This window comes from Paracoccus methylarcula (genome assembly GCF_003007735.2).
Taxonomy (GTDB): domain Bacteria; phylum Pseudomonadota; class Alphaproteobacteria; order Rhodobacterales; family Rhodobacteraceae; genus Paracoccus; species Paracoccus methylarcula.
Genome location: NZ_PXNQ02000003.1, coordinates 215466 through 228789 on the forward strand (window position 1 = coordinate 215466; position 13324 = coordinate 228789).

Consider the following 13324-nt stretch of genomic DNA (forward strand, 5'->3'; position numbering starts at 1 on the left):
ATGGTATTTTTCTATCGCAGCGGGTTCACGCCTTTGGGGATCAGGTGCAACTGCGCCTGTCCCATCAGGAAATCGACGGCAACGGCAAGCGCAGCGGTCGGGATCGCCCCGGCCAGCAGCATGCCGGTATCCATCAGGTCGATGCCGGTGAAGATCAACTCGCCCAAGCCCCCGCCGCCGATCAGGAAGGCCAGCGGCGTCGTGCCGACATTGATCGCCAAAGCGGTGCGGATGCCGGAAAAGATCACGTAGAGCGCGTTGGGCAGCTCGATCCGCCAGAGGATCTGGCGCCGGGTCATGCCCATGCCGGTCGCGGCCTCTTTCAGATGCGAGGGAACCGTCAGCAGACCGGCATAGGTATTGCGCACGATCGGCAGAAGCGAGGCGACGAACAGCCCGAAGAACGCGGGCGGAAAGCCGATGCCCAGAAGCGTCATCGACAGCGCGACGACGGCCAGTGTCGGGATGGTGGTGCCGATATTGAAGACCTGCATCACCGTTTCGGCGTAACGCTCCATCGACGGGCGCGACAGCCAGATGCCGACCGGCAACCCGACCAGGATTGCCGCTGTCCCGGAGGAAACGACAAGCACAAGATGCTGCTTGGTCAGGTAGACGATATCTTCCCGATAGGTGACAATCGAGTCGACCAGACCCGAGGCCGAAACCCATATGCCGAGCGCGAAGACCAGAAACAGGGTGGCGCGCGGCCAAGGCCAAGCGACTGCGTCATGACGCCTCCAGCTTTTCGGGGGTATTCCGGTCGCGGGCATAGGTAGCTTGCAGCGCAGCGGTCACGTCGGGCTGCGAGATGACGCCCGCAAAGCGGCCCTGATCGTCGGTGCAGGCCAGCCACATGGTGTCCTGCGCGAACATCTCGGACACGACGGCGCGCAGATCGGCGCGGATGGGCACTGTCGCAGGCAGCGGATGGGCCAGGTCGCGCACCGTTCCCGAGGCGCCGGTCATCTCTTCGGCGGTCACGAAACCGACCGGGCGGTGATCGCTGTCGATGACCACCGCAATCCGGGCCTTTGCCCCAGAAAGGGCCTGCCGCGCATCGTCGATCTTGGTCGAGCGAGAGGTGATCGGCGCATCGCTCCTGGCGACCTGTTCGGCGGTCAGCAGGCGCAGCCGCTTCAGGGTGCGGTCGGCACCGACGAAATCAGCGACGAATTCATTCGACGGATGCGCCAGGATCCGGTCGGGCGAGGCGTATTGCTCGATCTTGCCCGCCCGGAAGATGGCGACCTTGTCGCCCATCTTCACCGCCTCGTCGATATCGTGGCTGACGAACATGATGGTCTTCTTCATCTCGGACTGCATCTTCAGGAACTCGTCCTGGATGATCTCTCGGTTGATCGGGTCGATGGCCCCGAAGGGCTCGTCCATCAGCATCACCGGCGGATCGGCGGCCAGCGCCCGGATCACCCCGACACGCTGCTGCTGGCCGCCCGACAGTTCTTTCGGAAAGCGCTTCAGGTATTGGCGGGCATCGAGCCCGACCAGGTCCAGCAACTCGGCGGCGCGGTTCGCGGCCCGCTTTGCGTCCCAGTTCAGCAGCCTGGGCACGACGCAGATATTTTCCTCGATGGTCATGTTGGGGAACAGGCCGATCTGCTGGATCACATAACCGATATTGCGGCGCAGTTCGATATCGTCGAGCCCGGACGTATCCTTGCCATCAAGATAGATCTTGCCGCTGGTGGGCGGGATCAGCCGGTTGATCATCTTGAGCGCGGTGGTCTTGCCGCAACCGGAAGGGCCCAGAAGGATGCAGATCTCGCCCTCGGGCACCTCCATGTTCACCCGGTCGGCGGCAACGACATCGCCATTCGGCGTCCTGAAAATCTTGGTCAGGTCTTCGAGACGGATCATGTGAGATGTCCTTCCTGTGATTTGTTGTCCTTGCCGGCTTTACGCATTGACAGCGCTTTTACCGGTTCCTGGCCCCGTTGCATTGGACAGTGGGACGAAGGCGGGCCTCGCCCCCGTCAGCGTTTCAGCCCGGCCGGGGTCAGCCGCTTTTGCAGTTTCAACAAGCCCCAATCCGCAACGATAGCCAGCAGCGAGACGGCAATCGCCCCGGTGATGAGCTGACGCGGATCTGTCTGGGATATGCCTCGGGCGATCAGCACGCCAAGCCCGCCCGCACCGATATAGGCGGCAATCGCGGCCACGCCGATATTCATCACCACGCGGTGCGGACGCCCGCCATGATGACCGGGATGGCGATCGGGATCTCGAGCCGCGCCAGACGCTGGAACGGGGTCATGCCCATCCCCGTCGCCGCCTCGCGCAGGGCGGGATCGACATTGGTGATCGCGGTATAGGTGTTCCGGACGATGGGCAGTTGCGAATAGAGCAGGATCGCGATCACGGCGGGCAGCCAGCCGATCCCCTGCCCGATCTTCGAGAGTATCGGGATCATCAGGCCGAACAGGGCGATCGACGGGATCGTGACGATGATCGAGGCGACGTAAAGCACCATATCCGCGATGCGCTTGTTCTGGGTGATGGCGATGCCGATCGGCACACCCGTCAGGATCGCGAAACCCACCGCGACCACGACGATCGAGATATGTTCGCCCGCCAGTCCGAGGATCACCAGCCAGTTATTCGCGATGAAGCCCAGAATCTCCAATATGTCCCCCCTTTCCTCTGGTGATGGATCGCGATCTATCGGCAGCTATCCCGGGATAGCCCGGATCGGCCCGAGTCACGTTGCGTGTTTCCGCCATCGTCTTGCATAAATCCGCCATAAGCCTTGATCTCGGGCGGCGGCCAGCGGTTGCGGACTGGCATGGCGGCATCTGTCGACAGCTGCGGAACCCGATTATAGACCGCGTGCCATACCGATCTTCAAGAGAAACTTCGTCGCGGATGCTGTCCTTCCTTCCGGTCGGAAAGCTGGCTGCCGATGTCGGAATCATTGGCGCATATCCGACTGCCAAGGCGTCAGGATGGAGGGCATCGAGAAGCGGGGCCTCGCCCGCGATTGGACATTCAGGAGGCATCAGGGATGCTGAAGGAACGAATTGCAGGGCTGCTGGACCAGCGGCTTTCCGGCCACTCGCTTCCCCGCGATTTTTATGTGGACGAACAGGTCTTCCAGGCCGATATCGAGGCCGTGTTCGAAACCGACTGGCTTTTCGCCTGCAGCACGGTCGAGATTCCGCGCCCCGGCGATTACCTGACATTGCGGGTTGGTCACAACCCGATCGTGGTGCTGCGCAACCGCGAGGGCGAGGTCGTGGCCTTCCACAATACCTGCCGGCATCGCGGCTCGCAGATCTGCCTGAAGGAAAGGGGCCGCGCCAATCGGCTGGTCTGCCCCTATCACCAATGGGTCTACGAGTTGGACGGCAGCCTGATCAATGCCCGGCAGATGCCCGAGGGTTTCGATACCAGCGCCTATAGCCTCGCGCCTGTGCATGTTGAGGTGATCTGCGGCATGGTCTATATCTGCCTTGCCGACGAGCCGCCGTCGCTGGAGCGTTTCAGGGCGGGTGTCACTCCCTATATCGCCCCGCATATGCCCGACCGCACCAAGGTTGCATTCACCTCGACCATTGTCGAAGAGGCGAACTGGAAACTGGTGATCGAGAATAACCGCGAATGCTATCACTGCGCGGCGAACCATCCCGAACTGCTGGTCTCAATGGTCGAATTCGCCCTACCGGACGATCCGCAGGCAAAGACCCAGTTCCAGGGGCTGATGGATCGCTCGACCGCACGATGGGATGCACTGGAATTACCCCACAAGCCCGCCGATGGCGGGATCGAGTTCCGCTGCATCCGCCTGCCCTTCAACGAAAATACGGTGTCCTTCACGACGGATGGAAAACCGGCCTGCAACAAGCTGCTGGGTGATTTCACCGAGCAGGATCTGGGCTCGGTCCGCATGTTCCGCGTGCCGCATAACTGGAACCATTTCCTGTCCGATCACATCATCCATTTCCGCGTCCTGCCGATCTCGGCGAACCGGACGGAGCTGCGCACAACCTGGCTGGTTCACGAGGATGCGGTCGAAGGCGTGGATTACGATGTCGAGCATCTGACCGAGGTGTGGATGGCGACCAATAGCGAGGACGGAATGCTGGCCGAGAACAATCACCGGGGGGTTCTGTCGCGCGCCTATCGGCCGGGTCCCTATGCACCGTCGGAATTCATGCTGACCCATTTCACCGATTGGTATGCGGGCAAGATGGGCGACTATGTCGGCACCCCGCACAGGGCGGTAGCAGCGGAGTAGGGGCGTGGATACGCAAGCAATCGCTACGGGCCTGATGCCCCTGTCCTGCATCGCGATCCGTCAGGAGACGCCGACGATCAAGACCTTCCGCCTGCGCGCGCGGTCGGGGCCGGTCAGCTTCGTGCCGGGGCAGGCGCTGGTGCTGAAAGTGCCGATGCCCGATGGTCCGCTCTGGCGCAGCTTTACCATCTCGGGCGGGGGCGGGGGTGATCTTCACCTGACCATCAAGGCGCAGGCGGCAGGCGGCGCGACCCGCTGGCTGCATGACCATTTCCGCGAAGGCGATGTCATCGAGGCGCGCCCGCCGCGTGGCACCTTTACGCTGGCGCTTCGAAGCAATGAGAAACTGGCCTTCGTCTCGGGCGGGTCGGGCGCGACGCCGATGATGGCTATGCTGCGTGACCTGGCCGAGAGCGAGCCGGAGGCCGATCTGGCCTGGTTCCATGCCGCGCGCGATCCGTCCGAAATGCTGTTCACGTCCGAACTGACCGAGTTGCAGCGCCGGATGCCCCGGTTGAGCGTGGCCGTGACGGTGACGCGGCCCGCTCCGGGCTGGTTCGGGTATCATGGCCGCATCCGCCGTGGGCTTCTCGCAGCGGCTGTGCCGGATTTCGGTCGCCGAGAGGTGTTCTGCTGCGGTCCCGGCGGTTTCATGCAGGAGGCGCGGCTGATCCACGCGGCAGAAGGCGGCGCGAAGGCGCAATTCCATACCGAGAGCTTTGGCACCGAGACTCCCGTCACCCCTGTTGCACCCGAACCGGTTGAAACGGGCGGCCCCGCCCATCTGCTGAAGGTGAATGGTCGCGACCTGCATATCCGTCCGGCCGAGACGGTCCTGCAAGCCAGCTTGCGTCAAGGCGTCGTCATCCCCTGCGGCTGCGGCGAGGGCATGTGCGGGACCTGCATGGTCAGGCTGGTGTCGGGCGATGTCGATGCCCGGCCCAATGGTGGGCTGACCGCAGAAGAGGCAGAGCAGGGCTATATCCTCGCCTGTTCGAGCCGTGCGGTCTCGGATGTCGAGATTGCCCTGGAATAGCGGTGTTCGGGTTGCCCGGGGGGTGACGGCTTGAAAGATCTCTTGAAGCCGGTACGGCGTCCGATCAATCATGGCGCAATGCCATCAGGGACCGCCAATGTTTTACCATGAGATCAGGGAACCCCTGTGTTTCGCCTTTCTGATGCTCGACGGGCAATCGATGATGAGCCTTGCCTCGGCGACGGAACCCCTGCGGGCGGCCAATCGCCTGTTGGGGCGCGAAGCGTTCCGGTGGGACCTCTGCAGCCTTGACGGATCGCCCGTTCTGGCCTCGAACGGGCTGCCCTTTCAGGCGGTTACATTGGATCAGGCGCTGGAACGCAATCACGCGATCTTTCTGTGCGGCGGGGTCCGGCTGGAGCCGCCGGACGAGCGGCCATACCTGGCGGCGATGCGGCGGGCGGCGCGCAGCGGGCTGGCGCTTGGCGCCCTCTCCACCGCCAGCTATCTCATGGCGCAGGCGGGGCTGCTGGACGGCTATCGCTGCACCATCCACTGGGAAAACCGGACGGCCTTCGAAGAGGATTTTCCGCATCTCGAGATGACCTGCACATTGTTCGAGATCGACCGGAACCGGCTGACCTGCTCGGGCGGGACGGCGGCCATGGACCTGATGTTGCAGATCATCGCCGACCGGCACGGGGCCGATCTTGCGCAGGCCGTCGCCAACCAGTTCCACCACGAGCGGATTCGCGAGGCGAACGAGGATCAGCAGGGCGGCAGGGAGCAGCAGATGACCGCCCTGCCCCAACCCCTGCAAAGGGTCATCCGGCTGATGCGGCAGAACCTGGAAATTCCGGTGCCGATCGAGGAGCTGGCCGAAGAGGTCTGCCTGAGCGCAAGGCAGCTTGAGCGCTTGTTCCGCCTGCATCTGGGGATGACCCCGGTGCGCTATTACATCTCGCTGCGCGTGGATCGGGCGCGCGAGATGCTTCTCTATACCGGAAAGCCGATCATGGATATTGCCGTCGCGTCGGGTTTCGCCTCGACTTCCCATTTCTCGAAATGGTTCAAGGAATTCAACAAGACCCGCCCGACGGAATTACGCGCGCGTGCCCGACTCTTGCGCTCGCAATATCATCGCGGCCCGCTCGCCTCCGATGCGCAGGGTCAGCCGTAGATCGCTCTTGCCATAGGGGTGGAATCAGAAGTTTGGAATCCATCCCGCCTGCTTCCTTTGAAGGGCGCACATGGCCTGTCCAGGCAAGAGAATGTCTGTTTCAGGCACATTCCATCCCCATTGCTGTGCCAGATTGGAACGGAACAAGGAGTGCCATGCGATGCATTTTTCCGGCTTTCGCGTCATCAAGGAGGCCCTGACAGGGCACAAGGGATGGAAACCGCTCTGGCGCAATCCCGATCCGCAACCATCCTATGACTATGTCATTATCGGCGGCGGCGGGCATGGGCTGGCGACGGCCTATTACCTCGCCCGCACCTTCGGGCAGGCGCGTATCGCGGTTCTGGAGAAGGGCTGGCTCGGGCAGGGGAATATCGGCCGGAACACGACAATCATCCGCTCGAACTACCTGCTGCCGGGGAACGAGCCCTTCTATGAATTCTCGATGAAATTGTGGGAAGGGCTGGAGCAGGAGTTCAACTTCAACGCCATGATCAGCCAGCGCGGTGTGCTGAACCTGTATCACAGTGACGCACAGCGGGATGCCTTCCGCCGCCGGGGTAATGCGATGCTGCTGGCGGGTGCGGATGCCGAACTGCTGGATACGGCCGGGGTCCGGGCGATGGCACCTTTCCTGAATTTCGACAATGCCCGCTTCCCGATCAAGGGCGGGTTGCTGCAGCGCCGGGGCGGCACGGTCAGGCATGACGGGGTAGCCTGGGGCTATGCCCGCGGTGCCGACAGGCGCGGGGTCGATCTGATCCAGAATTGCGAAGTCACCGGTTTCCGGATCGAGGATGGCCGCATTCGGGGTGTCGAGACCTCTCGCGGTTACATCGGTGCGAAGAAGGTCGGGGTTGCCGTGGCCGGATCCACGGGGCGTGTCATGCAGATGGCGGGGATGCGCCTGCCGATCGAAAGCCACGTGTTGCAGGCCTTTGTCACCGAGGGGCTGAAACCGGTCATTCCGGGCGTGATCACATTCGGCGCGGGGCATTTCTATGTCAGCCAGTCGGACAAGGGCGGGCTGGTCTTTGGCGGCGATATCGACGGCTACAATTCCTATGCCCAACGCGGCAACCTGCCGGTGGTCGAGGACGTGGCCGAAGGCGGCATGGCCCTGATGCCGATGATCGGCAGGGCGCGGCTGCTGCGGTCATGGGGCGGGATCATGGACATGTCCATGGACGGCTCTCCGATCATCGACCGCACGCATGTCGAGGGGCTCTACCTGAATGCCGGCTGGTGCTATGGCGGCTTCAAGGCGACGCCTGCCAGCGGTTATGCCTTCGCGCATCTGCTGGCCAGGGATGCCCCGCATGACACCGCCCGTGGTTACCGCCTCGACCGTTTCGCACGCGGTCATGTCATCGACGAAAAAGGCGTGGGCGCCGCGCCGAACCTGCATTGAGGTCAAGACATGCTGATTCCCCATCCCCTGCTTGGCCTTCGCGACGCGCAGGAATTCACCTATCTGGGCGATGCAAGGCTGATCGAGCGCCCCGACGGAATGGCCGAGGGTGCCGAGGCTGCGTTCGCCGATTACGTCTATCTGCGCGACAACCCGGCGGGTGTGCATCGCGAGTTGTGGTTTCACGAACAGGGCGACCGGTCCTGGCTGGTCGTGACGCGCGACACCGTTACGCATGAGATCCTGGGCGCAGAGCTTGCCCGCGACGTGGCGCTGCGCGGAAAGGGAGGTGCGGCATGACCCGGCTTTCCGGCGGATTGATCGACCGTTCGCGCAGCCTGTCCTTTACCTTTGACGGACGGACATTTTCCGGCCATCCGGGCGACACGCTCGCTTCGGCGCTCTTGGCCAATAATGTGCGGCTGATGGGGCGCAGCTTCAAGTATCACCGCCCACGGGGACTGATCGCGGCCGGGTCCGAAGAGCCCAACGCACTGGTCGAACTGCGCAGCGGCGCGCGGCTGGAGCCCAATACCCGCGCCACAGTGGCCGAGCTGTATGACGGGCTGAGCGCCCGGAGCCAGAACCGCATCGGCTCGCTCAGCTTCGACCTGTTGGCGATGAACGATCTTCTGTCGCCCTTCTTCGCGGCGGGGTTCTATTACAAGACCTTCATGTGGCCCCGCGCCTTCTGGGAAAAGCTGTATGAGCCCGCGATCCGCCGGGCGGCGGGGTTGGGCAGCCTGTCCATGCAGGCAGATCCGGATGCCTATGACAAGGGCTTCCTGCATTGCGACCTGCTGGTGATCGGCGGCGGCGCGGCAGGTCTTGCGGCAGCGCTGACAGCGGCGCGCTCGGGTGCACAGGTGATCCTGGCAGACGAGGATTTCCGCCTTGGGGGCCGGTTGCTGGCCGAGACGCATCTGCTGGGTGATGAACCCGCCACCGAATGGGTGGCCGGGGTTGAAGAGGAACTTGCCAGCCTGCCCAACCTGCGCATCATGCGCCGCACCACCGTCTTCGGGGCCTTCGATCACGGCATCTATGGCGCGGTCGAGCGGGTCGCGGATCACCTGCCCGAGCCGGGCGGCAAGCCGCGTCAAACATTGTGGCGGATCACGGCGAAACGCGCGGTTCTGGCGGCAGGCGCCATCGAGCGGCATATTCCCTTCGCCAATAATGACCGCCCGGGCATCATGCTGGCGGGCGCCATGCGCGCCTTTGCCAATCGTTGGGCTGTCAGCCCCGCCGAGCGGGTGGCTATCTTTACCAATAACGACGATGGCCATCGCACTGCCATCGATCTTGCCGCCAAGGGGATCGAGATCGCGGGTGTTATCGACAGCCGCACGGATGCAAAGGCCCTGGGCGACTACCCGATCTTTGCCGGAGGCTTGGTCAGCAATGCCAAGGGCCGTCTCGGCCTGACCAAGATCGAGGTCAGGCAAAACGGGCGCAGCCAGTGGATCGATTGCGGCGCGCTCGGGATTTCGGGGGGGTGGAACCCGAACCTGCACCTGGCCTCGCATCACCGTGGCCGACCGGTCTGGGACGAGACGCTGCAAAGCTTTGTTCCGGCCAAGGACGGACCGCCGGGTCTGATCGCCGCAGGGGCCGCCAATGGTCAGGGGAGCACAGCCGCCGCCTTGCGTTCCGGCGCGGAAGCTGCGGCCCAAGCGCTTGCCGAACTGGACCTCAAGGCCATGATGCCCGAATTGCCGCAGGCCGAGGACGCGGTATCGAAGCCGCAAGCGCTCTGGCATGTGCCCGGCAAGGGCCGGGCCTGGGTGGATTTCCAGAACGATGTCACGGTCAAGGACATCAAGCTGGCCCATCAGGAGAACATGCGCCCGGTCGAGCATCTGAAGCGCTGGACGACGCTTGGCATGGCGACCGATCAGGGCAAGACGGCGAATGTCACCGCGCTGGCCGTCATGTCGGAACTGACCGGCAAATCAATCCCCGAGACCGGCACCACGATCTTCCGCCCGCCCTATACAGGCGTATCGTTGTCGGTCCTGGGCGGCGGCAACACGGCCGAGCATTTCCGCCCCCGCCGCCTGACACCGACCCATCACTGGGCCAAATCGCAGGGCGCGGTATTCGTCGAGGTCGGACCGTGGATGCGGGCGCAGTATTTCCCCCGCCCCGGCGAGACGCATTGGCGCGAAACGGTCGACCGCGAGGTTCTGGCCACCCGCAAGGGCGTTGGCATCTGCGACGTGACCACGCTTGGCAAGGTCGATGTGCAGGGCGCGGATGCCGGGGAGTTCCTGAACCGGCTTTACTGCAACGGCATGAAGACGCTGAAGGTCGGGATGGTCCGCTATGGCCTGATGCTGCGCGAGGACGGTATCGCTTGGGATGACGGCACCTGCGCGCGGCTGGCCGAGGATCATTACGTCGTCACTACCACGACGGCGCAGGCCGGGCCCGTCTATCGCCACATGGAATTCGCCCGGCAATGCCTGTGGCCGGACATGGATGTGCAACTGATCTCGACCACGGATGCCTGGGCGCAGATCGCGGTCGCCGGTCCGAATGCGCGGCGGCTGCTGGAGCGGATCGTGGACGAGGGTTTCAATATCTCGAACGAGGCCTTCCCCTTCATGGCCTGCGCCAGCCTGACGATCTGCGGCGGGCTCAGGGCCCGGCTGTTCCGGATCTCGTTTTCGGGCGAACTGGCCTATGAGGTCGCGGTGCCGGCGCGATTTGGCCATGCGCTGATGCAACGGCTGGTCAAGACGGGAAAGGATCTGGGCGCGACCCCCTACGGAACCGAGGCGCTCGGCGTCATGCGGATCGAAAAGGGTCATGCCGCCGGTAACGAGCTGAACGGTCAGACCAGTCCGCAGATGCTGGGCATGGGCCGGATGGTCTCGACCAAGAAGGACAGTATCGGCGCGGTGATGTCCCGGCGCGAGGGGTTGGCCGCCGAAACGCGGCGGCTGGTCGGGTTGCAGCCAGTCGATCCAGCACAGCCGGTGGTTGCAGGGGCGCATCTGTTCACCGAGGGCGCGGCGCAGAGCATGGCCACCGATCAGGGTTGGATCAGCTCTGCCGGTTACTCGCCTCATATCGGCGCGCATATCGGGCTGGGGTTCCTGGCCCATGGCGACGAGCGCATCGGAGAAGTCATTACCGCCGCCAATCCGCTCGACGGGCAGCAGGTCGCATTGCGCGTCGTCTCGGCCCATTTTGTCGATCCAGATGGAGGACGCCTGCGTGACTGACCTGACACCGATCACCGCTCTTGGCGCGGACAAGCCCGCCAAGCAACAGTTTGGTCCGTTGCGGATTTCCGAGAATCCCGCGGCGGCGCTTGCCTCGCTGGCCTTGCGCCGGGGGGCATCGCGGCCCATGCCGATGGGGTTGGAACTGCCCGGTCCGGGCAAATGGGCTGCGGGGCATGGGGTGGCCGCCTTCTGGACCGGCCCCGATCAATGGATGATCGAGGCGGAAAACCGCGCCATCGAGGATTTCGCAGCCGATCTCACGGCCCATGCGGCGGGCTGTTCGATCACCGAGCAGACCGATGGCTGGACCGTTTTCGAAATCGTATCAGAGAGCGGCGACGCTCCGATCCGGGCGATGATGGAGAAGCTCGTCAATCTGGATGTGGCCGCCTTCGGCCCCGGCAGCGCCACCCGCACCGGGCTGCATCACATGAGCGTCTTTCTCATCCGCCGCAGCGGAGACAGGCTTGCCATCATGACCATGCGCAGCACCGCAAGCGAACTCTGGCACGTGCTGGAAGAAACGGCGAAGGGACTGGGCTGAAGCCGTATTCGGGCAGATTGGCCTGCTATTCGCGATATCCTCGCAGCAGCGCCCCTGACCGGCGCGCATATCGTTGCAGGTTCTGTTCGGACCCGTCGTCCCCCGGGGACTTGGGTTCGCGCAGTCATATCGCCAATGCCCGAGTCCCGGCAGAGATCGCCAAAAACATGAATAGCGCTGGCCGCGAAACGGGGCCAGCGCTATTCATGCCGCATGGTTCAAGAAGCGCGCGTTTTACGCGACGCCCCATTCCTTGTTCTCGGCGATATCCCAGCCAGCCGTGGATTCGGCACCGGCCGCGCCGGATTCTTCCTGCAGGGTGTAAAGCACCTCGAACTTGCGGAAGTTCAGCGTCACGGTTTCCTGGATACGGTCCAGGCCGTCTTTCGCACCGCCGGTGTTGTAGCTGGTGATCATGAGATTTTCCAGCTTGATCCGGAAATACTCGATCGGAGCCGCACCGCCCGATTTGCGGACGATCAATTCGCCGCTTTCGATATGTTCGCCCGAGGTGGAGCGCTTGATCAGGTCCGAGGTGGCCAGGTCGACATATTTGGTCAGCGTGATGTCCTGGACATTGACCTTGCCGCCACCGCCGCCCGAGCCGATATGCGTGGTGCCGGATTGGGTCAGGCCCCAGTTCCAGGCCAGCACGTCAATTTCGTCGCGATGCGTTTCGTCCTGCGATTCGCCACGGATATTGTTCGAGAGTTTCAGGAAAATATCGACAGCCATTAAATTAATCCTCTGTTGCAATGCCGAGTAAAAACTATTGTTCCTATAATCAAAATCCGCGCTTTTCTCCAGTCTGACCTAACGTCAACCTTGCTCGAATATGGCAAGAAAAAGCGGTCTGGGCATGGCTGTAGTTCCAGTGGCCTGTTCGCGTATCGGTTCGATACCCGATCGCGGCAGACGGTCCCGATATCGACAAGCCAGGCAGCACGGCACGGCCGAGACCGGCAACTCGGGCCTCAGGCTTCCTCCTCCATCGCCGTTGCCCCATCGGCGCCGCCATTGCGCAGCTTGTCCAGAATCCGCTGTTGATCGGCCATCCGGCCCGTTGTCTCGCGGCAGGCCGGATCGGCGGCATTCAGAGGCCGGGCCGCCCGTTCCTCCAGCGAGGCAAGCGCCTCCATCGCCGACACGGCCTGTGCCTTGCGGGCGGCGATAAATCCAAGCGGCCGGTTTTGCTGCAGGAACATCTCCAGCCAGGCGCCGTGATATTCCTGTTCGAGACCAATCACGGATCGCCCGGGATCAAGCGCATATACCGCGATCGGACCATCCGGTCCCGGCGCCCGTGACCGGTTTCCCGCCGCTGGCACCATGACATTCGCGATCTCGTAGCGCCCGAGCAACCAGCGCATGACCAGATCCGGCGCGGCGTGCAGGGCGCTGGGCAGATCCTCCGCCCGTCCCGAGCGAAACGCGGGAAGAAGTGCGGTATCGAGGCAGCGCCACTGGCCGGCCGCCCCGGAATGGAATGTCAGCAGGAATCGCATCGCAGCATGCCCGATTATTCTGTTGTCGCTGCCGGTGGGTTACGGAAATGACCTAGGCATGGATGTCCCGACCTGCAAGGGATAATGTTAGAAATCCGCGATACACGCATGATTATTCGCGTTTTTCGGGCATCATACCGGCAGTGGTCGATGTAACGCTTCTCGACGGGATGACGATGGCGCAGGTGAGCGGGGCATCGTCTTTCCGGCGGATCTG

At 63.3% G+C, this 13324-nt stretch carries 13 protein-coding genes; 7 read left to right on the top strand and 6 right to left on the bottom strand.

What is annotated here, in order from left to right:
- Nucleotides 1-11: 11 nt before the first annotated feature.
- The 4 genes from A7A09_RS06500 to A7A09_RS06510 form a co-directional block, all read right to left on the bottom strand.
- The gene (locus tag A7A09_RS06500) at nucleotides 12-773 is read right to left on the bottom strand and encodes an ABC transporter permease (RefSeq protein ID WP_106690601.1); all 762 of its coding nucleotides are present in this window, start codon (nucleotides 771-773) and stop codon (nucleotides 12-14) included.
- Nucleotides 730-1878 (bottom strand): ABC transporter ATP-binding protein, encoded by a 1149-nt coding sequence (locus A7A09_RS06505; RefSeq protein WP_106690602.1) that lies wholly within the window; start codon nucleotides 1876-1878, stop codon nucleotides 730-732. The genes A7A09_RS06500 and A7A09_RS06505 overlap by 44 nt, the downstream gene beginning before the upstream one ends.
- Before the next feature lie 116 nt (nucleotides 1879-1994).
- Nucleotides 1995-2198: an ABC transporter permease family protein gene (locus A7A09_RS21825; RefSeq protein ID WP_281277420.1), complete on the bottom strand. Its 204-nt coding sequence runs from the start codon at nucleotides 2196-2198 to the stop codon at nucleotides 1995-1997.
- A complete protein-coding gene (locus A7A09_RS06510; protein ID WP_281277422.1) occupies nucleotides 2192-2644 on the bottom strand; it encodes an ABC transporter permease in 453 nt (150 codons plus the stop codon). The genes A7A09_RS21825 and A7A09_RS06510 overlap by 7 nt, the downstream gene beginning before the upstream one ends.
- 378 nt (nucleotides 2645-3022) lie before the next feature.
- Here A7A09_RS06510 and A7A09_RS06515 point away from each other — a divergent pair, with 378 nt between their 5' ends.
- The 7 genes from A7A09_RS06515 to A7A09_RS06545 all read left to right on the top strand — a co-directional run bounded on the left by A7A09_RS06515 (nucleotide 3023) and on the right by A7A09_RS06545 (nucleotide 11602).
- Nucleotides 3023-4255, top strand: coding sequence for an aromatic ring-hydroxylating oxygenase subunit alpha (locus A7A09_RS06515; protein WP_106690603.1), 1233 nt, complete (start codon nucleotides 3023-3025; stop codon nucleotides 4253-4255).
- A 4-nt stretch (nucleotides 4256-4259) separates the two neighbouring features.
- Complete coding sequence (locus tag A7A09_RS06520; protein ID WP_106690604.1) at nucleotides 4260-5291, top strand: FAD-binding oxidoreductase; 1032 nt, start codon at nucleotides 4260-4262, stop codon at nucleotides 5289-5291.
- 97 nt (nucleotides 5292-5388) lie between these two features.
- A complete protein-coding gene (locus A7A09_RS06525; RefSeq protein WP_106690605.1) occupies nucleotides 5389-6411 on the top strand; it encodes a GlxA family transcriptional regulator in 1023 nt (340 codons plus the stop codon).
- Between the two features lie 160 nt (nucleotides 6412-6571).
- A complete protein-coding gene (locus A7A09_RS06530; protein WP_106690606.1) occupies nucleotides 6572-7822 on the top strand; it encodes a sarcosine oxidase subunit beta family protein in 1251 nt (416 codons plus the stop codon).
- Nucleotides 7823-7831: 9 nt separating this feature from the next.
- Nucleotides 7832-8122, top strand: a complete 291-nt coding sequence (locus A7A09_RS06535) for a sarcosine oxidase subunit delta (RefSeq protein ID WP_106690607.1) — start codon at nucleotides 7832-7834, stop codon at nucleotides 8120-8122.
- Complete coding sequence (locus A7A09_RS06540; protein ID WP_106690608.1) at nucleotides 8119-11055, top strand: sarcosine oxidase subunit alpha family protein; 2937 nt, start codon at nucleotides 8119-8121, stop codon at nucleotides 11053-11055. The genes A7A09_RS06535 and A7A09_RS06540 overlap by 4 nt, the downstream gene beginning before the upstream one ends.
- Entirely contained in the window at nucleotides 11048-11602 is a 555-nt protein-coding gene (locus A7A09_RS06545; protein ID WP_106690609.1) for a sarcosine oxidase subunit gamma, read from the top strand. Before A7A09_RS06540 ends, A7A09_RS06545 begins: the two co-directional genes overlap by 8 nt.
- Before the next feature lie 234 nt (nucleotides 11603-11836).
- Here the strand turns inward: A7A09_RS06545 and A7A09_RS06550 are convergent, their stop codons facing one another.
- Nucleotides 11837-12337 (bottom strand): Hcp family type VI secretion system effector, encoded by a 501-nt coding sequence (locus tag A7A09_RS06550; RefSeq protein WP_106690610.1) that lies wholly within the window; start codon nucleotides 12335-12337, stop codon nucleotides 11837-11839.
- Between the two features lie 239 nt (nucleotides 12338-12576).
- Nucleotides 12577-13107, bottom strand: a complete 531-nt coding sequence (locus tag A7A09_RS06555) for a hypothetical protein (RefSeq protein ID WP_106690611.1) — start codon at nucleotides 13105-13107, stop codon at nucleotides 12577-12579.
- Nucleotides 13108-13324 lie beyond the last annotated feature (217 nt).